The 21,781-nt window shown below is 57.6% G+C and carries 25 protein-coding genes; 20 read left to right on the top strand and 5 right to left on the bottom strand.

Going from position 1 to position 21,781, the window contains the following annotated elements; genetic code table 11:
• Positions 1–794: Nin-like protein (locus MO767_RS20270; RefSeq protein ID WP_282481952.1), on the top strand; the 794-nt coding region annotated here is incomplete at its 5' end.
• Positions 795–804: 10 nt separating this feature from the next.
• Here MO767_RS20270 and MO767_RS20265 read toward each other — a convergent pair.
• The gene (locus MO767_RS20265) at positions 805–1,251 is read right to left on the bottom strand and encodes a hypothetical protein (RefSeq protein WP_282481951.1); all 447 of its coding nucleotides are present in this window, start codon (positions 1,249–1,251) and stop codon (positions 805–807) included.
• 50 nt (positions 1,252–1,301) lie between these two features.
• On the opposite strand from MO767_RS20265, the gene MO767_RS20260 reads away from it, so the two are divergent.
• Genes MO767_RS20260 through MO767_RS20245 form a run of 4 tightly spaced genes read left to right on the top strand, consistent with a single transcriptional unit; the run spans position 1,302 to position 3,194 of the window.
• Positions 1,302–1,889, top strand: a complete 588-nt coding sequence (locus MO767_RS20260) for a hypothetical protein (RefSeq protein WP_282481950.1) — start codon at positions 1,302–1,304, stop codon at positions 1,887–1,889.
• Between the two features lie 14 nt (positions 1,890–1,903).
• Positions 1,904–2,542, top strand: coding sequence for a hypothetical protein (locus tag MO767_RS20255; protein ID WP_282481949.1), 639 nt, complete (start codon positions 1,904–1,906; stop codon positions 2,540–2,542).
• A 51-nt stretch (positions 2,543–2,593) separates the two neighbouring features.
• On the top strand, positions 2,594–2,785 hold the full coding sequence (locus MO767_RS20250; protein WP_282481948.1) for a hypothetical protein: 192 nt from the start codon (positions 2,594–2,596) through the stop codon (positions 2,783–2,785).
• Position 2,786: 1 nt separating this feature from the next.
• Positions 2,787–3,194, top strand: coding sequence for a hypothetical protein (locus MO767_RS20245; RefSeq protein WP_282481947.1), 408 nt, complete (start codon positions 2,787–2,789; stop codon positions 3,192–3,194).
• A 46-nt stretch (positions 3,195–3,240) separates the two neighbouring features.
• Here the strand turns inward: MO767_RS20245 and MO767_RS20240 are convergent, their stop codons facing one another.
• A complete protein-coding gene (locus tag MO767_RS20240; RefSeq protein WP_282481946.1) occupies positions 3,241–3,561 on the bottom strand; it encodes a hypothetical protein in 321 nt (106 codons plus the stop codon).
• A gap of 34 nt (positions 3,562–3,595) precedes the next feature.
• Here MO767_RS20240 and MO767_RS20235 point away from each other — a divergent pair, with 34 nt between their 5' ends.
• The 5 genes from MO767_RS20235 to MO767_RS20215 all read left to right on the top strand — a co-directional run bounded on the left by MO767_RS20235 (position 3,596) and on the right by MO767_RS20215 (position 8,340).
• The gene (locus MO767_RS20235; protein WP_282481945.1) at positions 3,596–3,982 is read left to right on the top strand and encodes a hypothetical protein; all 387 of its coding nucleotides are present in this window, start codon (positions 3,596–3,598) and stop codon (positions 3,980–3,982) included.
• On the top strand, positions 3,979–4,725 hold the full coding sequence (locus MO767_RS20230; protein ID WP_282481944.1) for a hypothetical protein: 747 nt from the start codon (positions 3,979–3,981) through the stop codon (positions 4,723–4,725). Before MO767_RS20235 ends, MO767_RS20230 begins: the two co-directional genes overlap by 4 nt.
• Before the next feature lie 240 nt (positions 4,726–4,965).
• Complete coding sequence (locus MO767_RS20225) at positions 4,966–6,096, top strand: tyrosine-type recombinase/integrase (protein ID WP_282481943.1); 1,131 nt, start codon at positions 4,966–4,968, stop codon at positions 6,094–6,096.
• A gap of 217 nt (positions 6,097–6,313) precedes the next feature.
• A complete protein-coding gene (gene argF, locus MO767_RS20220) occupies positions 6,314–7,234 on the top strand; it encodes an ornithine carbamoyltransferase (RefSeq protein ID WP_046047087.1) in 921 nt (306 codons plus the stop codon).
• A complete protein-coding gene (locus MO767_RS20215; protein WP_282481942.1) occupies positions 7,231–8,340 on the top strand; it encodes an ABC transporter ATP-binding protein in 1,110 nt (369 codons plus the stop codon). Before argF ends, MO767_RS20215 begins: the two co-directional genes overlap by 4 nt.
• Before the next feature lie 115 nt (positions 8,341–8,455).
• Here the strand turns inward: MO767_RS20215 and MO767_RS20210 are convergent, their stop codons facing one another.
• Both MO767_RS20210 and ybaK read right to left on the bottom strand, forming a co-directional pair.
• Complete coding sequence (locus tag MO767_RS20210) at positions 8,456–9,238, bottom strand: PhzF family phenazine biosynthesis protein (protein WP_282481941.1); 783 nt, start codon at positions 9,236–9,238, stop codon at positions 8,456–8,458.
• Between the two features lie 106 nt (positions 9,239–9,344).
• Positions 9,345–9,815 carry a Cys-tRNA(Pro) deacylase gene (gene ybaK / locus MO767_RS20205; RefSeq protein ID WP_282481940.1) on the bottom strand — a complete coding sequence of 157 codons (471 nt, stop codon included), beginning with the start codon at positions 9,813–9,815 and terminating at the stop codon, positions 9,345–9,347.
• A gap of 371 nt (positions 9,816–10,186) precedes the next feature.
• Here ybaK and MO767_RS20200 point away from each other — a divergent pair, with 371 nt between their 5' ends.
• From MO767_RS20200 to glpD, 4 genes are all read left to right on the top strand, one after another.
• On the top strand, positions 10,187–11,038 hold the full coding sequence (locus tag MO767_RS20200) for an MIP/aquaporin family protein (RefSeq protein ID WP_282481954.1): 852 nt from the start codon (positions 10,187–10,189) through the stop codon (positions 11,036–11,038).
• Positions 11,039–11,113: 75 nt separating this feature from the next.
• Entirely contained in the window at positions 11,114–12,619 is a 1,506-nt protein-coding gene (gene glpK / locus MO767_RS20195) for a glycerol kinase GlpK (protein ID WP_149631457.1), read from the top strand.
• A gap of 95 nt (positions 12,620–12,714) precedes the next feature.
• Positions 12,715–13,470 carry a DeoR/GlpR family transcriptional regulator gene (locus tag MO767_RS20190; RefSeq protein WP_027922833.1) on the top strand — a complete coding sequence of 252 codons (756 nt, stop codon included), beginning with the start codon at positions 12,715–12,717 and terminating at the stop codon, positions 13,468–13,470.
• Positions 13,471–13,683: 213 nt separating this feature from the next.
• Complete coding sequence (gene glpD / locus MO767_RS20185) at positions 13,684–15,222, top strand: glycerol-3-phosphate dehydrogenase (protein ID WP_282481939.1); 1,539 nt, start codon at positions 13,684–13,686, stop codon at positions 15,220–15,222.
• Between the two features lie 62 nt (positions 15,223–15,284).
• On the opposite strand, the gene MO767_RS20180 is transcribed toward glpD, so the two are convergent.
• Positions 15,285–16,172 carry a LysR family transcriptional regulator gene (locus MO767_RS20180; protein WP_282481938.1) on the bottom strand — a complete coding sequence of 296 codons (888 nt, stop codon included), beginning with the start codon at positions 16,170–16,172 and terminating at the stop codon, positions 15,285–15,287.
• A gap of 105 nt (positions 16,173–16,277) precedes the next feature.
• Here MO767_RS20180 and MO767_RS20175 point away from each other — a divergent pair, with 105 nt between their 5' ends.
• The 6 genes from MO767_RS20175 (at position 16,278) to MO767_RS20150 (ending at position 21,616) form a co-directional block, all read left to right on the top strand.
• On the top strand, positions 16,278–17,645 hold the full coding sequence (locus MO767_RS20175) for an MFS transporter (protein ID WP_282481937.1): 1,368 nt from the start codon (positions 16,278–16,280) through the stop codon (positions 17,643–17,645).
• On the top strand, positions 17,626–18,036 hold the full coding sequence (locus MO767_RS20170) for a DUF4440 domain-containing protein (protein ID WP_282481936.1): 411 nt from the start codon (positions 17,626–17,628) through the stop codon (positions 18,034–18,036). The genes MO767_RS20175 and MO767_RS20170 overlap by 20 nt, the downstream gene beginning before the upstream one ends.
• 326 nt (positions 18,037–18,362) lie before the next feature.
• The gene (locus MO767_RS20165) at positions 18,363–19,277 is read left to right on the top strand and encodes a glutamate/aspartate ABC transporter substrate-binding protein (RefSeq protein WP_282481935.1); all 915 of its coding nucleotides are present in this window, start codon (positions 18,363–18,365) and stop codon (positions 19,275–19,277) included.
• 190 nt (positions 19,278–19,467) lie between these two features.
• Entirely contained in the window at positions 19,468–20,214 is a 747-nt protein-coding gene (locus MO767_RS20160; protein ID WP_282481934.1) for an amino acid ABC transporter permease, read from the top strand.
• Entirely contained in the window at positions 20,214–20,885 is a 672-nt protein-coding gene (locus MO767_RS20155) for an ABC transporter permease subunit (RefSeq protein WP_282481933.1), read from the top strand. The genes MO767_RS20160 and MO767_RS20155 overlap by 1 nt, the downstream gene beginning before the upstream one ends.
• A complete protein-coding gene (locus tag MO767_RS20150; RefSeq protein ID WP_282481932.1) occupies positions 20,882–21,616 on the top strand; it encodes an amino acid ABC transporter ATP-binding protein in 735 nt (244 codons plus the stop codon). Before MO767_RS20155 ends, MO767_RS20150 begins: the two co-directional genes overlap by 4 nt.
• The last annotated feature ends 165 nt before the right edge of the window (positions 21,617–21,781 follow it).

The raw sequence follows: 21,781 nt of genomic DNA, 5'->3' as shown, positions 1-21,781 counted from the left end.
GGCAAAAACCGAAGAAAACCTTAAAACCGTGTCCGGGATCAGTTGACCACTACACCTTCGCCAATACCGGCAAGGAACATCCGGCCACATTGGAGTTCGTACGGGAATGCGCCGAGCGCTGGTCGGTGCCAATCGTATGGCTTGAGTTCCGCGACAACGAAGCTGGATTTGAGGTGGTCGACTTCGCCAGCGCCAGCCGCCAGGGAGAACCGTTCGAGGCGCTGATCCGCAAGCGCAAGTACCTGCCCAACCCGGTGACCAGGTTCTGCACCATCGACCTGAAGATCCGCATCATCCACAAGTACCTGCGCTGCCTTGGCCTTTCAACTGAGGAAGCGCCGGTAGACATGATGACCGGCATCCGCGCCGATGAGCCGCGTCGGGTCGTGAAAATTCGGCACCGTAAAAGCACCAGCGAAAGTAAGTGGGCCACGATGGTCATGCCGCTGGCTGACGCCGGTGTCGGAGTGCAGGACGTGACAGACTTCTGGGCCAGCCAGTCATTCGACCTGATGCTGCCAACGATCAACGGGAGGACGCTGGAGGGCAACTGCGACCTCTGCTTCCTGAAGGGCGCCAAGCAGGTCTATTCGATCATCGCCAGCGACCGACCCAAGGCGGAGTGGTGGGCCCGCATGGAAAGCTCGGTCGTATCGGGCGGCAAGTTCACCGGAGACGGCGCCCGGTTCCGCAGTGACCGCCCCAGCTACCAGCAGATGCTCGATTACTCAGACACCCAATTCGATATGTTCGCCGACCACGACGAGGCAATTGACTGCTTCTGCGGCGACTAAAAAGCCATCACTAACCTGGAACTCTGGCCCGAATAGCATCATAGGCCTGATTGAAATCGTAGCGAGGCAGTTCTGGTGTTTGACGGTAATCAGCAATTCTTCCCTCGGCTTCGACTTCGAACGTATCTAAAAAATCATCATGTTCAGCAATAAGAATCTCAGGTTGACTGTAATTTTCAAACTGACTTCCCGTGATGTCGATGAGTGTTCCATCAAGTTTTAACCAGACATGCGTAACCAATTCGTTATCCCTACCACCCCATTCTCCGTGAACCCTAACCGCGCCCGGAAAACCCTGATCACTAAGGTACGCAGCCAGTAAAAGTGATGAGTCATCGCATGCTGCATGCGGGAAGTCTTTGTCGATGCTGACATTGAAGTGGAAGCCACTAGCAGCCAATTCTTGTAGCGCTGATCGGAACTCAGTCACTACCTCTTCCAGGTTTCTTCGTTGCACATCCATCTCCTTATTTATATTCCCCACGAATGTAGCGTAGAGGATTCCCTATGCCCAATATCTTTTGGCAAATGCTCGCCAAGCTGCTCGCGCGCCCAGCCATCGCCGACTGGCTCATTGCTCGCGCCCAGCGCACACCCTACTTACACATCATGTCAGCCGACGGCACCGAGATGTACATGGGCCGCTGGTGGCTGTTCAACCCCTACTCCCGAACGACGCACAAGCCGGCGCTCTGGTGGTGCCCATGGTCGTTCCGGATTCACCACATCATGCGGCCGGACGAAGACCGGGATCTGCATGACCATCCTTGGAATGCTCGAACCATCATCCTGCGCGGCTGGTACGCGGAACAACGGCCGATGAGTGATGAGTGGAAGGCCGAGTTCTTGGCGAGCCTGATACCTGATGCCGACCCGCAACTGATCAATTGGGCGAAGGCCGAGGCCACTGAGTACATGACCAGGCGCGCCGGCGAAACCGCACGCCTCAACCACGGCGAATACCACCGCATCGACGAGATATCCCCCGGTGGCGTCTTCACCCTCTTCATCACCAGCAAGTGGCGCGGTGACTGGGGATTCCTCGTCAAGGGCGTGAAGGTGCCATGGCGCACCTACACCGGAACCGATAACTGATTGGAGATTGCAGGATGAACAGTCAATGGAAACTGGTGCCGGTCGAGCCGACCGAAACCATGGTGATCAATGGTTTTGAATCGGTGCCAGATGAGTGCTTCACCGACGAGGAAGTCTGGGAGCAATACCAAGAGATGAGCGGCTGTCAGCAAGCGGCGTTCCGAGCGAAGCTGTGCTGGGCTGCAATGCTCGACTCTTCCCCTGCTCCGGACACCCTTACCGCCGAGCCGGAAGAATCTGCCGGCGTTGATTTCGGAATAGACGGGCGTTCAGTTCGGGTCTCGCAGGAGGCTTACTCGATCTTCTTGGCGCGTGAAGCGGCCGCCCGGGAAAAGATCGAAGCCCTGCAGCTGCGCCTGAACGCAGCGGATCAGCGGATTGATGAGCTGACCGTGCCTGCAGGGTACTGCCTCATGCCCACAAGGCTGACCGCCGAGAACGGCGCCAAAGCGCTGCTGCTCGGTGAGTTCAAGCTGGAAGTCACGTCCGAATGCCCTGAGTGCCGCGACCAGGAAGAGCCTTCAGAAGGTTGTGAGATTTGCGACGGCGAAGGTGAATACGGGCAGCAGCACATGATCCCGTGGGATCAAATCAAATTTATCTACAGCGAGGCCGTCAAGGGCCTGGCGAAAAAGCCGAACACCCCGCAGTAACTCTCTCCCCCTTCAAAGTCAGCCGCTATAGCGGCAAAGGACAGGTATTGCATGAAGCGCCTGTATTGGATCTTCCGTGCCGCTTGGTACATGAGCCGACGCATCCACGCAAAGGACTACCTCGATTATCGGATGTGCTGGCGAACTGCTGATGTTTGCTACGACAGCGCAATTGAATGGGATGGAAGCCCGGGCGACTGGGAAGAAGCCATTGACGAAGAACTCAGCTGCTGGAGCGAATGACATGAACGATTACGCAGCATTGAAGCGGCTGGCCGAGGCTGCAAAGCGCGACCAGCACGATTACGAAGCACTGAATGATTACGGGGTAGCCGCGTCGCCGGCTGCAGTCCTCGCCCTGATCGACGAAAACGAACACGCCCGCGTGCGAATCAAGGAACTCGACTTGCTGCTTGGCCGCTACATCCTCGCCATGCGTTCAGCGCTCATCGAGGAAGAGCACGGCAAGGGACCGGTGGCGGGCATGGAATGGATTTACAACTCGCTTTGCGGGCCCGGCCAGCTTCCGCCAGAAGGCGAGACAGACAGCCAAGCCTACTTCGACCGGGAGATTGTCGCAGTCGACAGAGGCATGGATGAGGTCATGGAGTATTACCGGCAGCGCCAAGCCGCAAAGCAGGTGACCCCATGATCGCCCTCGCCTGGTTCGCCTACGTGTACTGCTACCGGTGACAGTCCTAAGCTCTGCGGTAGACGCCTAGCCTCGCTGTCGACGGCAGGGGGACGAGCTTCGTCGAGGTGAGGATCATCGCTCGATTGACTCCCCATTCAAGTGCCTGCGTCATCGTCTCGCCCGGGCGACTTTTGTAGTACTCCTCAAACATCATTTCTCCAGATCCGAAGTACGCACCAACAAACAGCTGAACCGCCCCCGTTGCGGAAGTACGCACTTGCACGTCCATCTGCCCGCCATCATTTAGAAGACCGTCATGACACCTGCAGTGCAACGAGGAGTCAGACCACTCCCAGAAGACGCGCTTCCTCTGCTTTAAATACACCTTATCTACATCCGGGATGTGAATCGAAGTGCACTTGTACTCGCTGTTCCAAGCTCCCGTCGAACAAAAAGATAAATATTTTGAACTTTTGGCGCTTTCGCCTGTATCGCTTCGATCTAAGCCTAACCCTACCCCACACAAGAGCCTGCCGGTGTACGGCGGGCGAGGACTGCGCGTGAATATTTACAGACACACATTCGCAGCCGTCTGCCCTTCGGACGGCGAATTGATCATCTATCGGCTGGAAGTCCGGTCGTCGGTGATGATCCGCGTCGAGCACATCAAAACGGCAACCGCCCTGATCAAGAAAGGCTGGCACGAGCAGATCGCCGACTGCCTGGCTGAAACGTTCGGCGGCGACCAAACGATCACCGCCACGCACCTGGGCGTCGAAATCGAAACAGTGAGGCTCAGCGGATGATTCATTACCACGGCTTGCCAATCACGCCGGAGACTGCTGCGGCGGCGGCAATAGGTGGAGGTCACGCCTTTGTCAGCTTCAGCGACCCAAGACAATTGGCCCTGGCAGCATCGGTTTGCCAGTCATTCGCCATCGATAACGGCGCGTTTTCCGCCTGGAAACAGGGGAAGCCTGTGCTGGACTGGCGCCCATTTTACGAATGGGCAGCGGCTGCAAAGCTGATCCCGGCATGCGACTTCGCAGTGATACCTGACGTGATCGACGGGGACGAGCGCGCAAACGATGCGCTGCTGGATGAATGGCCGCTTCCTCGCTGGTTCGGCGCGCCGGTGTGGCACATGCACGAAAGCCTTGAGCGACTTGAACGCTTGGCTAGCGGCTGGCCAAGAGTCTGCATCGGCAGCTCGGGCGACTACTCACAGCCCGGCAGCGCGCTGTGGTGGTCGCAGATGGGCAAGGCGATGCGGGTTGTCTGTGACGACGACGGGCGTCCGCTCTGCAAACTCCACGGCTTGCGCATGCTCGACCCTGCAATCTTCGGACACCTTCCGCTCTCCAGCGCCGACAGCACCAACATTGGTCGAAACATCGGCATTGATCAGGCATGGCGCGGCACCTACTCGCCACCCACCAAAGAGGCCCGGGCAGCGGTAATGCGCAGCAGGATCGAGTCTCACAACGCCCCGCCTCGCTGGGCTTTCAGCATTCCTGCAGAAGCGCCGAAACAAGGCGCGCTTCTATAACCCTTCCCCACCTTCTGCCGCCACGCGCGGCATGGAGACAGCTATGTCATCGAAACCACTACAAACCCTCGACGACCCAGCCGCGCTGCTGGTGGACAAGGTCCTGGAGTCACGCCTTGCCGAGCTGATCGGCACCACTTCCAAAGCCCTCGAACACAAGCGCCTGTCTGGCGTTATCCCGATTGGTGTCTGGGGAAAAGTGAACGGACGAATCATGTACAGCCTGGAGCGATACAACACATGGGCAGAAAATCAATGGGCCTCCCTGATGGCGTCGAGCCCCGCGGCGAAAGCGTCCGGATCCGTTTTACTTGGAACGGTCAGCGTCGAAGCGAGCCGACTCCCTATAAGCCGAACGCCAAGGGGCTCGCGGCGGCCGGCAGTCTCTGTGCTCGTGTAAAGGAACTGATCAAGCTGGGCGCGATGAACGACGATCTCTACGCCCAGATGTTCCCGAACTCAGGCTACCTGCTCGATCGCAAGACACCGACCTTTGGCGAGTTTGCCCAGATCTGGCTCGACAGTCGGGAGATTGTCGACAGCACGCGCGACAACTACAAAAGCGTGCTGAACCGGTTCTGGATGCCGGCACTCGCCAGCAAGCGAATCGACAACATCACCTCGGCGGACCTGCGCAAGATCGTTTCGGCGATCGCGTGGGAGTCGCCGGGCGTGCGCCGGAACGCCACGGACAAGCTGTCGAGTGTTTTGCACACAGCCGTGATGGATGGACACATCTCGCGCAACCCGTGCCTGTCGATCCCTCGGGCCAAGATCGCCAAGCGGCAGGTTGATCCGTTTGAGCGGGATGATGCCGAGCGGATCATCGCCGACATGTACGAGCACCTGAAGGGGCCGACCAGGTTATATGCCGCCTACTTTGAGTTCTCGTTCTTCACCGGGATGCGGCCCGGCGAGATCAGGGCGCTCAAGTGGTCAGAGGTCGACGTGGATAAACGAAGGGCACTCGTATGCCGTGTGATCGTGAAAGGGGAATTGTTCGAAAGGATAAAAACCAAAACGGTCAGGGATGTGCTGCTCAATGATCGGGCGCTGAATGCGATTCAGGTGGCGCGGTCGTTGGCAGCGGATGGTGCGGAGTTTGTCTTTGCGCCGGCGGACGCCAGCAGCGAGTGGATCAGGTCGGACAGCACGCCGAAGAAGTACTTTCTCGCGGCGCTTGAGCGGCTAGCCATCCGTCGGCGTCGGCAATATGACTGCCGTCACACCTATGCAACGATGTGCCTGATGGCGAACATGAACGCAGCGTTCATTGCAAACCAGCTGGGTCACAGTGTACAAATGTTGCTCTCGACCTATGCGAAGTGGATCAACTCCACCTCCGACTGGACCGAACTGAACAAGCTGTAATTTCATCGTTTTGGCCCATCTTTGGCCCAGCCAGTTTTCGAAACACGATGAAAACCTTATAAATCAAGCACCCTATTGGTAAGACGCGACATTTAATTATAAGATCGCGCCTTCCCCTATTTCGTCGCCCAGTGCGGCTTACGCCGCAGGTCTCGCCCGTTTTTCAGTTAAACAAGGCTTTGAGTATCTGCGGTCTGTTGCAAAAAGGTAGTCAATGATGAGCGCAAGGCACTTTCTCTCCCTGATGGATTGCACGCCCGAAGAGCTGGTCAGCGTGATCCGTCGAGGCGTTGAGCTCAAAGACCTTCGTAACCGCGGCGTACTGTTCGAGCCTCTGAAAAACCGCGTGCTCGGGATGATTTTCGAGAAGTCCTCGACCCGCACCCGTATTTCGTTCGAAGCCGGCATGATCCAACTCGGTGGCCAGGCGATCTTCCTGTCGCCGCGCGACACCCAGCTGGGCCGTGGCGAGCCGATCGGCGATGCCGCCATTGTCATGTCGAGCATGCTTGATGCGGTGATGATCCGCACGTTTTCCCACAGCACTCTGACCGAATTCGCCGCCAATTCGCGCGTCCCGCTGATCAACGGCCTGTCCGATGATCTGCACCCGTGCCAGTTGCTGGCCGACATGCAGACGTTCCTCGAACACCGCGGTTCGATCCAGGGCAAAACCGTGGCCTGGATCGGCGACGGCAACAACATGTGCAACAGCTATATAGAAGCGGCGATCCAGTTCGACTTCCAGTTGCGCGTCGCTTGCCCGGAAGGCTTTGAACCCAACCCTGAGTTCGTGGCCAAGGCCGGTGATCGGGTCACCATCGTCCGCGATCCGAAGGATGCCGTACGCGGCGCCCACCTGGTCAGCACAGACGTCTGGACCTCCATGGGCCAGGAAGAGGAAACCGCCAAGCGCCTTAAGCTGTTCGCGCCGTACCAGGTCAACCGCGCCCTGCTCGACCTGGCCGCACCGGACGTGCTGTTCATGCACTGCCTGCCGGCCCACCGTGGCGAGGAAATCAGCGTCGACTTGCTCGATGACCAGCGCTCCGTCGCGTGGGATCAAGCCGAAAACCGTCTTCACGCACAAAAGGCCCTGCTCGAGTTTCTCGTCGAACCGGCGTACCACCACGCATGAGCCATCCATTACTGCTGAACCTGCGTAACCTCGCCTGCGGCTACCAAGACCAGCGGGTCGTGCAGAACCTCAACCTGCATTTGAATGCCGGTGACATTGGTTGTCTGCTGGGCTCATCGGGTTGCGGCAAAACCACCACGCTACGGGCGATTGCCGGTTTCGAACCGGTGCACGAAGGTGAAATCCAGTTGGCGGGCGAGACGATCTCCCGCGCCGGCTTCACCCTCGCACCGGAGAAACGCCGGATCGGCATGGTGTTCCAGGACTACGCCCTGTTTCCACATTTGAGCGTGGCCGAGAACATCGCCTTCGGGATCCGTAAACATCCGCAGAAGGATCGCGTCACCGAAGAGTTGCTCGAACTGGTCAACCTGAAAAACCTCGGCAAGCGCTTCCCGCATGAGCTATCGGGTGGTCAACAGCAGCGCGTCGCACTGGCCCGCGCCCTGGCACCGGAACCGCAACTGCTGCTGCTCGACGAACCCTTCTCCAACCTTGATGGCGAGCTGCGACGCAAGCTCAGCCATGAGGTGCGCGACATCCTCAAGGCCCGTGGCACCAGCGCGATTCTGGTGACCCATGACCAGGAAGAAGCCTTCGCGGTGAGCGATCATGTGGGGGTTTTCAAGGAAGGTCGTCTGGAGCAGTGGGATACGCCCTACAACCTGTACCACGAACCGCTGACGCCCTATGTGGCCAGTTTCATCGGCCAGGGTTATTTCATTCGCGGTCAGCTGAGCAGCCCCGAATCAGTGCAGACCGAACTGGGTGAGTTACGCGGTAATCGTGCCTACACTTGGCCGGTTGGCGGCGCGGTGGATGTATTGCTGCGTCCGGACGATATCGTTTATGCACCGGACAGCACGTTGAAGGCGCGGATTGTCGGCAAGTCTTTCCAGGGAGCGTCTACCTTGTATCGCTTGCAGTTGCCGACCGGCGCGCAACTCGAGTCGATTTTCCCGAGCCATGCCGATCATCAGGTGGGTTCAGAAGTCGGCATTCGTGTCGCGGCTGAACACCTGGTGCTGTTTCAGGCGTCGGGCAGTACGGCGGCGCAGATTCTGGCCGTTGAGTCCGGTGTGCGCCGCTACAGCAGCGCCCACTGAGCACACGCAATAAAATGTGGGAGCGAGCTTGCTCGCGAAAGCGGTTTCACATTCAACAGAGATGTTGACTTACCCAACGCTATCGCGAGCAAGCTCGCTCCCACAGTGGATTTGGTCAACCCAGCATCAGTGTTCCGCTTGCAACGAGCGTCGCATTCCCGCCAATTTTCACCCGATCCCCTTCCAGCCGACAGAACAACTCCCCGCCTCGAGTCGAGCGCTGATAAGCCGTCAGGCTCGACTTGCCCAAACGTTTCGACCAGTACGGGATCAGGCTGCAATGGGTTGAACCCGTCACCGGGTCTTCGTTGATGCCAATCGCCGGCGCGAAGTAGCGGGACACAAAGTCATGCTTGCTGCCCCTGGCCGTGACAATTGCCCCAGGCCACGGCAGTTTCGCCAGTGCCGCCATGTCCGGCTGACATTCGAGCACCGCCTGCTCGGATTCCAACACCACGAACAACTCGTTCGACCCCAGCACATCAACCGCTTCCACACCCAACGCGCGTTCGACATCCAGGGTCACGCCCACTTCCGACGGAATGAGCGCCGGGAAATCCAGCCACAAGCGCTCACCCTCACGGCTCACGCTTAGCGGACCGGACTTGCAGATGAAGTCCAGACGCTCGACCGGTTCTTTATAGATTTCAAACAGAACATAAGCACTGGCCAGGGTTGCATGACCGCACAACGGCACCTCGGTGGTTGGGGTAAACCACCGGATGCGCCAGCCCTGCCCTTCGCGCACCACGAAGGCGGTTTCGGCGAGGTTGTGCTCGGCGGCGATCTTCTGCATCAGCTCATCGGCAAGCCACGCATCCAGTCGATAGACCATCGCCGGGTTGCCACTGAACGGCCGATCACTGAACGCATCGACCTGATGAAACTCAAGCTGCATAACCTTCTCCCTTTGTCAGGCCACCGAGCATGAAGCTGCCGACAATGCGGCACCAGTGACAGAGCCCGTAAACTTGCACCATACAGCGCCGGGCGGATAGTCCGCGTCAGGCACGACCGATATCAGCGAACTTCGCCTGGGTATGCTCGGCCAGCACCGCGGGTGCCAATTCGACTTCCAGCCCTCGTCGCCCCGCACTGACAAAAATGCTGGCGAATGGCTGAGCCGAGTTATCGATAAAGGTGCGCAAGCGCTTTTTCTGTCCCAGCGGACTGATGCCGCCCAAGAGGTAACCGGTGGATCTTTGCGCAGCGGCAGGATCGGCCATTTCGACTTTTTTCACGCCCGCAGCGTGAGCCAGGGCCTTCAAGTCCAGACTTCCGACGACCGGCACCACGGCTACCAGCAATTCACCTTTCTCACTGGCCGCCAGCAAGGTCTTGAACACCTGCGCCGGGTCCAATCCCAACTTTTCCGCGGCCTCCAGCCCGTAGGACGCTGCCTTCGGATCATGTTCGTAACTGTGCACGCGATGTTCGGCACGAACTTTTTTCAACAAATCCAATGCGGGGGTCATGACAGCTCCAGACTGGTCGGCAGTAGAAAAATACTGCGCTGGATTCTAGGTCATTGATCAACAAATGGCTCTATTGCGGCGCTATTTCAAAGGCTTGGCGGCGTCTTATGCCGTTCGTCCACCTTCGGTCTGCCGCGTGAACGATGCGGTCATTCATGTGACTAATAGTTCTATTGTGACTGATAGTTCACTTTCGACCTTTGACAGCAGCGTTTCTTGTCTATATTTTTTCGAATCTGAATACTGCACGAATGTTCCTATCGCAGCACCCAGCAGTAGACCGAGAACAGGATGGGGATCCTGCCTCGGTGAAAATCGCGCTTTTGACCGTGATGCAAAAGCGCCAGACAACAACAAAAACGAGGTTTTCAATGACAACTGCTTTACAACAACCGTCGCTCTCAAGCCAATGCATGGCCGAATTCTTGGGTACAGCGCTGCTGATCTTTTTTGGTACAGGTTGTGTTGCCGCGCTCAAGGTCGCGGGTGCCAGCTTCGGCCTTTGGGAAATCAGCATCATCTGGGGGATCGGCGTGAGCATGGCGATCTATCTGACCGCCGGCGTTTCCGGGGCTCATCTCAATCCCGCCGTCAGCATTGCCCTGAGCATTTTCGCTGACTTCGAAAAGCGCAAACTGCCTTTTTATATTCTCGCCCAGATCGCTGGTGCCTTCTGTGGAGCGTTGTTGGTTTACACGCTGTACAGCAATTTATTCTTCGATTACGAACAAACTCACCATATGGTTCGTGGTACTCAGGCCAGCCTCGAATTGGCGTCAGTGTTCTCCACCTTCCCCAACCCGGCCTTGACCACGGCACAAGCCTTCCTGGTTGAAGTGATCATCACCGCCATCCTGATGGGCGTGATCATGTCCCTGACCGACGACAACAATGGCTTGCCAAAGGGTCCGCTCGCTCCGCTGCTGATCGGCCTGCTGATTGCCGTGATTGGTAGTTCGATGGGGCCGCTGACCGGTTTTGCGATGAACCCGGCGCGCGACTTCGGTCCTAAACTGATGACTTTCTTCGCTGGCTGGGGTGAAATTTCCTTCACCGGCGGGCGCGACATCCCGTATTTCCTGATTCCGATTTTTGCACCGATTGTCGGTGCCTGCCTCGGTGCTGCAGCGTATCGCGGGCTGATTGCCCGTCATCTGCCCAGCGCCCTACCTGCTACAAAGGACGCAGCACTGGCCATTGACGGCAAGCCAAGAACTTCTTGATACCGTTGGCGTGTGATCCTGCCCATAAGATCGCGCGCCGGACCTCACTCCCTTTTTTCGTCCAAGGCAATCGACATGACCGACACTCAGAATAAGAACTACATCATTGCCCTCGATCAGGGTACGACCAGCTCCCGCGCGATCATTTTCGACCGCGACGCGAACGTGGTCTGCACCGCTCAGCGCGAATTCGCCCAGCATTACCCGCAAGCCGGCTGGGTTGAACATGACCCGATGGAAATTTTCGCCACCCAAAGCGCGGTGATGGTCGAGGCCCTGGCTCAAGCCGGCCTGCATCACGACCAGGTCGCCGCCATCGGCATCACCAACCAGCGCGAAACCACCGTGGTCTGGGACAAGACCACCGGCCGCCCGATCTACAACGCGATCGTCTGGCAGTGCCGCCGCAGCACCGAGATCTGCCAGCAACTCAAGCGCGACGGTCACGAGCAATACATCAGCGACACCACTGGCCTGGTCACCGACCCGTACTTCTCCGGCACCAAGCTCAAGTGGATCCTCGACAACGTCGAGGGCAGCCGCGAACGTGCGCGCAAAGGCGAACTGTTGTTCGGCACCATCGACAGCTGGCTGATCTGGAAATTTACCGGCGGCAAGGTGCACGTCACCGACTACACCAACGCCTCGCGCACCATGCTCTTCAACATCCACACGCTTGAGTGGGACACGAAGATGCTGGAGGTGCTGGATATTCCGCGCGAGATGCTGCCGGAAGTTAAATCCTCGTCCGAAATCTACGGCCACACCAAAAGCGGCATCGCCATCGGCGGCATCGCTGGCGACCAGCAGGCCGCCCTGTTCGGCCAGATGTGCGTCGAGCCCGGCCAGGCGAAAAACACCTACGGCACCGGCTGCTTCCTGCTGATGAACACCGGCGACAAAGCCGTGAAGTCCAAGCACGGCATGCTCACCACCATCGCTTGCGGCCCGCGCGGCGAAGTGGCTTACGCGCTGGAAGGTGCTGTGTTCAACGGCGGTTCTACTGTTCAGTGGCTGCGCGACGAACTGAAGATCATCAACGACGCCCACGACACCGAATACTTCGCCAACAAGGTCAAGGACAGCAACGGCGTGTACCTGGTGCCCGCCTTTACCGGTCTGGGCGCTCCGTACTGGGACCCGTATGCCCGTGGCGCGCTGTTCGGTCTGACTCGCGGCGTACGCGTGGATCACATCATTCGTGCAGCCCTCGAGTCGATTGCTTACCAGACCCGCGACGTTCTCGACGCCATGCAACAGGACTCCGGCGAACGCTTGAAATCCCTGCGTGTCGACGGCGGCGCAGTCGCGAACAACTTCCTGATGCAGTTCCAGGCCGACATCCTCGGCACTCAGGTCGAACGTCCGCAAATGCGCGAAACCACCGCACTGGGCGCGGCTTACCTGGCCGGTCTGGCGTGTGGCTTCTGGGGCAGCCTGGATGAGTTGCGTGGCAAGGCTGTGATCGAGCGCGAATTCGAACCGACCCTGGACGAAACCGCGAAGGAAAAACTCTACGCCGGCTGGAAAAAAGCCGTCAGCCGCACCCGCGATTGGGAACCGCATGAAGGCGCTGAATAAGCCAACCTGAGTACTCGTATCTGTATGTAACTGGTAGGGAGCGGATTCCTGCGGCATCATGGGCAAATTTTGCACGGCAGCCCAAAGGAAGCCCCATGAATCTGCCTCCCCGTCAGCAGCAAATCCTCGAACTGGTCCGCGAACGCGGCTATGTCAGCATCGAGGAAATGGCTACGCTGTTCGTCGTTACACCGCAAACCATCCGCCGCGATATCAATCAGCTTGCGGAAGCCAATTTGTTACGTCGCTACCACGGCGGCGCAGCCTACGATTCCAGCGTCGAAAACACCGCCTACGCCATGCGTGCCGATCAGATGCGCGATGAAAAGCAACGTATCGGTGAAGCCATCGCCGCTCAAATCCCCGATCACGCCTCGCTGTTCATCAATATCGGTACCACCACCGAATCCATCGCCCGAGCATTGCTCAATCACAATCACCTGAAGATCATCACCAACAACCTGCATGTAGCCTCGATGCTCAGCGCCAAGGACGACTTCGACGTTCTGCTGACGGGTGGCAATGTGCGGCGTGACGGTGGCGTGGTCGGTCAGGCCAGTGTCGACTTCATTAACCAGTTCAAGGTTGATTTCGCCCTGGTCGGCATCAGCGGTATCGATGAAGACGGCAGTCTGCTGGACTTCGACTATCAGGAAGTTCGGGTGTCCCAGGCGATCATCGCCAATGCCCGAAAGGTGATTTTGGCGGCGGACTCCAGCAAATTCGGGCGCAACGCCATGATTCGCCTTGGGCCGATCAGTTTGATTGATTGTCTGGTCACCGATCAGCAACCTGTGCCGGCGTTGGCGCAGCTGTTGAGCCAGCACAAAATTCGACTCGAAGTGGTTTAACCCCCTCCCCTGTGGCGAGGGGATTTATCCCCTCACCACATTTGTTCTTCGCAACTACCTGAATGTTCGAAAATTTTCCTTTCACGCCCCTTCGATCAGTATTTTCAATCGAAGTTAACTGGCTGTGGGCGACTTTATGGGCTACCATTTTCGCAAATGAACATTAATGTTCGAATTCCAATACCGAAAATCATAAAAGCCCGAGGCTAGCCGATGCCCACTTCTACCTTGCCTACGCCCCCTCTCGCTGAGATCTACGATATCGCCGTCATCGGTGGCGGGATCAATGGCGTGGGGATCGCAGCGGATGCCGCCGGTCGCGGTCTTTCGGTGTTTCTTTGCGAAAAGGACGACCTGGCCAGCCACACCTCGTCAGCCAGCAGCAAACTGATCCACGGTGGCTTGCGCTACCTTGAACATTACGAATTCCGTCTGGTACGCGAAGCCCTGGCCGAACGCGAAGTGCTGCTGGCCAAGGCCCCGCACATCGTCAAGCAGATGCGCTTTGTGCTGCCGCACCGTCCGCACCTGCGTCCGGCCTGGATGATCCGCGCCGGCCTTTTCCTTTATGACCACCTCGGCAAGCGGGAAAAACTCGAAGGCTCGAAAAGCCTGAAGTTCGGCCCGGACAGTCCGCTGAAAAGCGAAATCACCAAAGGCTTCGAATACTCCGATTGCTGGGTCGACGATGCTCGTCTGGTGGTGCTGAACGCCATGGCCGCCCGCGAAAAAGGCGCCCACGTTCACACCCAGACCCGTTGCGTCAGCGCCCGTCGCACCAAGGGCATGTGGCACCTGCATCTGGAACGCGCCGATGGCAGTCTGTTTTCGATCCGCGCCAAGGCACTGGTAAACGCCGCGGGCCCATGGGTCGCCAAGTTCATTCGTGACGACCTGAAGATGGAATCGCCATACGGCATCCGCCTGATTCAGGGCAGTCACCTGATCGTGCCGAAACTGTACGAAGGCGAACACGCGCACATTCTGCAAAACGAAGATCAGCGCATCGTGTTCACCATTCCGTACCTGAACCACTTCACCCTGATCGGCACCACCGACCGCGAGTACACCGGCGATCCGGCTGCAGTTGCGATCACCGAAGGTGAAACCGATTACCTGTTGAAAGTGGTCAACTCCCATTTCAAGAAACGCATTAGCCGCGACGATATCCTGCACAGCTATTCGGGCGTTCGCCCGCTGTGCAACGACGAATCCGACAACCCGTCGGCCGTCACCCGCGACTACACCCTGGCATTGTCGGGCACTGGCGAAGAAGCGCCGCTGTTGTCGGTGTTCGGCGGCAAGCTGACCACCTACCGCAAGCTGGCAGAGTCGGCGCTGGCGCAACTGGCTCCGTACTTCAAGGACATCAAGCCGAGCTGGACCGCCACCGCCACCCTGCCGGGCGGTGAAGACATGACCACCCCGCAAGCCTTGTGCGCCTTGATCCGTGACAAATTCGACTGGGTGCCGACCGAAATCGCCCGCCGCTGGGCCACCACCTACGGCAGCCGCACCTGGCGCATGCTGGAAGGCGTGCAGAATCTCGGCGATATGGGCGAACACATCGGCGGCGGGCTCTACACCCGCGAAGTCGATTACCTGTGCAGCGAAGAATGGGCAACCACCGCGCACGACATTCTGTGGCGTCGCAGCAAGCTGGGGTTGTTCACGACTCCGGCGGAACAGGAAAAGCTCAAGGAATACCTGAACAAGGTCGAGCAGAACCGCAGCAAGATCGAAGCGGCCTGATCGGGTATCCGGTTAAACCAAAGCCCCTGAATCTCAAGATTCAGGGGCTTTTTTGTAGGTGCTTACTGCGCCAGATGCAGCAACAGGAAATCGATGAAGGCCCTCGATTTGTGGGGCAAATGCGGGCTGTTGGGAAACACCACGTTGACGGACTGCGAGGGCAGCGAATAGTCGGGCAACAGCCGGATCAGCCGCTCGCTGGCGATGTCGTCCTTGACCACCCAGGCGGGCAGCACCGAGACGCCTAGCGACGACAACGTCATGGAGCGGATGGCCGTGGAAGAATTGGATTCAAACTGATTGATCCCGTTGATCTCGACAGCCCCCAATTGCGGATGGCGCAACGACCACTGGGTCGGTGCCTGCAGGTTGCTGTTGGCGATCCACGGCACCGAATTCAGGTCCTGAGGATTCTGCACCGGGTGACGTGCAAGAAACGTCTCGGTAGCCACCAGGACAATTTCATAATCCGCCAGTTTACGGCTCTTGAAAGCAGAGTCCGCCAAGTTACCTAAACGGATAACCATGTCTAACTTTTCCGCCACCAGATCATTGAGTGACGAGTTGAAGTTATAACAGAGTTTTATTTCCGGATAACGCTCTATAAATTGCGGTATCAACGGAAGAATAAAGGCCTCGCCGTATTCACTGGTGGAACTGAAGCGCAACTTGCCGGACACCCGATTATGCCCTTTTAATACATTATCGAAGGCGTTATCGATGTCCGCGACAATACCTTTGAACTCTTCATAAAAGTCCTGACCGATTTCGGTGAGGGATATATTTCGGGTATTTCGAATCAACAACGTCGCTGACAGCACGTCCTCCAGCGCCTTGACATGCAGGCTGGCCATGGCTTTGCTGATGCTCAGGTAATTGGCAGCCTTGGTGTAAGAACCAAAATCGACCACGGCCAGGAATGTCTGGACCCGATTAAGATGAGTGTGCATAGCAATATGGCTCACTGTTAAATCCCGTCAAACATTGTTTCAAGGATAGTCGTATCGACAGTTCAAGTCCACGGCCCCTATGCTTTGCGGCAAAGGGGAAACAACATGACCTATCGCTACAAAGTTGCACTGATATTTCTGATCGGCTTTTTTATAGACTGCATTAACATCTTTATGTCGGCGGTCGCATTACCGAGTATATCGGCGGCGCTGCACGTTAGTACTTCAGACGTTGCCTGGGTGGCTAACGCTTATATTCTGGGGCTGACTCTGATCATCCCGGTCAGCACCTGGTTGGCCGGTCGTTTTGGCAGCCGGGAAATCCTCACCGCCTCGATGATCGTATTCACCGCTTCCGTGTGGATGTGTGGGCTGGCCAATAGCTTCAACGAACTGGTGATCTGGCGCTTCGTCCAGGGAATTGGTGGCGGCCTGTTGATTCCTGTCGGCCAGGCGCTGACGTTCAACCTGTTCAAGGGCGAGCAGCGGGCGAAAATATCCACATTGGTCATGGCCGTTGCCCTGATAGCGCCCGCCATTTCACCGACCATCGGCGGTGTCATCGTCGACAGCAGTTCCTGGCGCTGGGTGTTCTACAGCATCATCCCGTTATCGCTGATCGCGGCATTGCTGTCCTGGTTCTGGATCAACGAAGCGCGGCCGACGAGTTTGCCCCGGCCCGACATCAAGGGCTTGCTACTGGTCAGCGCGGCACTCGGCAGCCTGCTGATGGGAATGTCGTTGTATGGCGGCGAAGCTCCGGCATGGGTAGCCGCTCTCTTCGTCATGGCCGGCGTTACTTTCGTCGTGCTTTACGGGCTGCACTACCGCACCTGCAAAAACCCGATCATTGAACTGAGCCTGCTCAAAAGCAAAAAACTCAGCACCTCCATCTTTATCTATTACGCGATTCCCGGTGTGTTCACGGGGGTCAACTTGATGAGCATCTTTTTCCTGCAAAACACCCTGCACTTCAGCGCCCGACTGACAGGGATGTTCATGATCCTGTACGCCATCGGCGCGTTCATCGCGATGCTGATCTGTGGCCGAGTCTATAACCGGATGGGCGCGAAGCGGCTGTTTGCCCTCGGCATGCTCTTGCACAGCGCCGGCATTGCCACCCTGTTACTGGTGAGCAATCCCTCGGACCTTTGGGTGATTGTCCTCGCCTACAGCTTGATGGGGATCGGCGGCGGCATCGGAGCCAATACAGCACAAACCACGTCATTGATGGACTTTGAGGGCAATGACACTCACAAGGCCAGTGTCATCTGGAACATCAACCGACAGATGGCATTCAGCATCGGCGCTGCCCTCTTCCTGATGGTTTTCAACCTGCTCTTGAAGCATTTCGATACCACCCAGGCCTACCACGTGACCTTCGCCATCGCCGCACTGGCAGGCTTGTTTCCACTCTTTCAACTGAGTCAGTTGAACACTCAAAAGGACTGTCATGGACAACAAAATAGTTGAACAGGCGCAACACAGCATTCATCACGTGCACGAGTTGATCCACACCCTGTTCACCGACGCAAACGGTAAGGGGCAGACCGCTTTCGAGCCGCTGATGTCGGCATTCGCCGAGCACTTCACCATGGTCACCACTTCGGCTGCCATCGTCAGCCGGGCGATGGTCGAACAGATGTTCAAGGGTGCGGTCGGCGCCAAACCGGGCCTCGAGATCGTCATCAGCGACCTGCAGACGGTCTGGCAGGAAGGCAACAGCGTGGCGATTCGCTACAAGGAAACCCATCGCCTCAACCAGCGCGAAAGCTCACGGGTTTCGGTGGCGATCATTGGCATGCATCACCACAACGCCCAGTGGATTTACCTGCATGAAACGCCGCTAAGCCAGGGAGGCTGATTGTCATATGAACGGCATGATCACTGGCTCTTCTATTATCTGGCCGAAAGGACGTTAGCGGCCCCGAACACCATTCGGTTTTCCGAACGCGACCTGTCAGTCGATTCGGTTAACCGGATCCCCCTGCATCAAAACTCTCGCCATAAATATTTAATAACCTTATAAATCAATAAGTTGATCTATTCAGCCTAGCCTGGCACGAGTCATGCTCTACACTCTTGGACGAATGACCGCTGTGCCAACCCTTCAGGAGCCGGCAAGCATTCGAAGCACAAAAAAGGGCCGATGAACTGGCTCCATATAAAAACAATGTCGAGGAAAATTTGATGCGCATCGTTCCCCATCTCCTGGGCGCAGCCATTGCTGCCGCTCTGATCAGCACTCCAGTTTTCGCCGCCGAACTCACCGGCACCCTGAAGAAGATCAAAGAGTCCGGCGTTATCACCCTCGGGCATCGTGACGCTTCCATTCCGTTTTCCTACATCGCGGACGCTTCCGGCAAACCGGTTGGCTACTCCCACGATATCCAGCTGAAAATCGTTGAGGCCATCAAAAAAGACCTGGACATGCCGAACCTCCAGGTCAAATACAACCTGGTGACTTCGCAAACCCGTATCCCGCTGGTGCAGAACGGCACCGTGGACGTCGAGTGCGGCTCCACCACCAACAACGTCGAGCGTCAGCAACAAGTTGACTTCTCCGTCGGCATCTTCGAAATCGGCACCAAGCTGCTGTCGAAGAAGGATTCGCCGTACAAAGACTTCGCCGACCTGAAAGGCAAGAACGTCGTGACCACCGCGGGCACCACGTCCGAGCGCATCCTCAAGTCGATGAACGCCGACAAGCAGATGGGCATGAACGTCATCTCCGCCAAAGACCACGGCGAGTCCTTCAACATGCTGGAAAGCGGCCGCGCCGTGGCTTTCATGATGGACGACGCCTTGCTGGCCGGTGAAATGGCCAAGGCCAAGAAGCCAACCGATTGGGCCGTGACCGGTACTGCACAGTCCTACGAAATCTACGGCTGCATGGTCCGTAAAGGCGACGAGCCGTTCAAGAAGGCCGTGGATGACGCGATCGTTGCGACCTACAAGTCCGGCGAGATCAACAAGATCTACGAAAAATGGTTCATGCAGCCAATCCCGCCAAAAAACCTGAACCTGATGTTCCCGATGAGCGACGAGCTCAAGGCCCTGATCGCCAATCCGACCGATAAAGCGGCTGACGACAAGAAGTCCTGATTTCTGACTAACCTTATCTCCTGAGAGGGCCACTGCCCTTTCAGGGGATAGTCACTCCCTGCTGGCATTTCTGGAAACACTCGAACCGGTGGCTGTCGAGCCGCTCGTGTGTGCCTGATCTTCAATCGGGCGGGAACGGAGCTTCCCCAGGCGGGCACTTGTACATCGAACGATCTGAGGGGAGACCCTAATGAATTACAACTGGGACTGGGGCGTGTTCTTCAAGTCCACCGGCGTGGGCAGCGAGACGTATCTCGACTGGTACATCTCCGGCTTGGGCTGGACCATCGCCATCGCCGTCGTGGCCTGGATCGTTGCCCTGCTGCTGGGCTCGATTCTGGGCGTCATGCGCACCGTGCCGAACCGCATCGTATCGGGCATCGCGACCTGTTACGTCGAACTCTTCCGTAACGTGCCGCTGCTGGTTCAGCTGTTTATCTGGTACTTCCTGGTGCCCGACCTGCTGCCGCAGAACCTGCAAGACTGGTACAAGCAGGACCTGAACCCGACCACTTCGGCCTACCTGAGCGTTGTCGTCTGCCTGGGCCTGTTCACCGCTGCTCGCGTTTGCGAACAAGTGCGTACTGGCATCCAGGCGCTGCCTCGCGGCCAGGAATCCGCCGCTCGCGCCATGGGCTTCAAGCTGCCGCAGATCTACTGGAACGTGCTGCTGCCCCAAGCCTATCGGATCATCATTCCGCCGCTCACCTCAGAATTCCTGAACGTGTTCAAGAACTCTTCCGTCGCGTCGCTGATCGGCCTGATGGAGTTGCTCGCACAGACCAAACAGACCGCCGAGTTCTCGGCCAACCTGTTCGAAGCCTTCACCCTGGCAACGCTGATCTACTTCACGCTGAACATGGGCCTGATGCTGCTGATGCGCATGGTCGAGAAGAAAGTGGCCGTACCGGGCCTGATCTCCGTAGGGGGTAAATGATGGAATTCGACTTCTCGGGCATCATCCCGTCCCTGCCGGGTTTGTGGAACGGCATGGTCATGACCCTGCAACTGATGGCGTTGGGTGTGTCCGGCGGGATCATCCTCGGCACGATCCTGGCGCTGATGCGCCTGTCCCACAGCAAATGGCTGTCGAACATTGCCGGCGCCTACGTTAACTACTTCCGTTCGATTCCGCTGCTGCTGGTCATCACCTGGTTCTACCTGGCGGTGCCGTTCGTATTGCGCTGGATCACCGGCGAAGACACCCCGATCGGCGCGTTTGCCTCGTGCATCGTGGCGTTCATGATGTTCGAAGCGGCGTACTTCTGCGAAATCGTCCGGGCCGGCGTGCAGTCGATTTCCAAGGGGCAGATGGGTGCAGCCCAAGCCTTGGGCATGACGTATGGCCAGATGATGCGTTTGATCATCCTGCCGCAAGCGTTTCGCAAGATGACCCCGCTGCTGCTGCAACAGAGCATCATCCTGTTCCAGGACACTTCGCTGGTCTACGCGGTCGGCCTGGTGGATTTCCTCAATGCCTCGCGTGCCAGTGGCGACATCATCGGTCGCTCCAACGAGTTCCTGATCTTTGCAGGTCTCACGTACTTCACAATCAGCTTTGCCGCCTCGCTGCTGGTCAAGCGTCTGCAAAAAAGGTTTGCCGTATGATCTCTATCAAGAATGTCAACAAGTGGTATGGCGACTTCCAGGTACTGACTGACTGCAGCACCGAGGTCAAAAAAGGCGAAGTGATTGTAGTGTGCGGGCCGTCCGGTTCCGGAAAATCCACCCTGATCAAATGCGTCAATGCCCTGGAACCGTTCCAGAAAGGCGACGTGGTGGTCGATGGCACGTCCATCGCCGACCCGAAGACCGACCTGCCGAAACTGCGTTCGCGCGTTGGCATGGTGTTCCAGCATTTCGAACTGTTCCCGCACCTGACCATCACCGAAAACCTGACCATCGCGCAGATCAAGGTGTTGGGCCGCAGCAAGGAAGAAGCCACCAAGAAAGGCCTGCAACTGCTTGAGCGCGTCGGGCTGTCTGCACATGCGCATAAGCATCCGGGCCAGCTCTCCGGTGGTCAGCAACAGCGTGTGGCGATTGCCCGCGCGCTGGCGATGGACCCGATCGTCATGCTGTTCGACGAACCGACCTCGGCACTGGACCCTGAAATGGTCAACGAAGTACTCGACGTGATGGTGCAACTGGCCCACGAAGGCATGACCATGATGTGCGTGACCCACGAAATGGGTTTCGCCCGTAAAGTGGCGGACCGGGTGATTTTCATGGACCAGGGCAAGATCATCGAAGACTGCAAGAAAGAGGAGTTCTTCGGCGACATCAACGCTCGCGCCGAGCGTACACAGCACTTCCTCAACAAGATTCTGCAGCACTAAGCACCAGGCACTTGCTCAATGCCACACCAATCCCCTGTGGGAGCGAGCTTGCTCGCGATAGCGGACTGACATTCACCATCAATGTTGACTGTAATGGCCCCATCGCGAGCAAGCTCGCTCCCACAGGGGCCGGTGGTGGCGCTCTAAGTAAGTGTTGTGGTTGAC

It is taken from the genome of Pseudomonas sp. UYIF39 (assembly GCF_029963765.1).
Taxonomy (GTDB): domain Bacteria; phylum Pseudomonadota; class Gammaproteobacteria; order Pseudomonadales; family Pseudomonadaceae; genus Aquipseudomonas.
The sequence above is the reverse complement of the archived record's forward strand: the minus strand, read 5'-3'. Positions and strand labels throughout refer to the sequence as shown.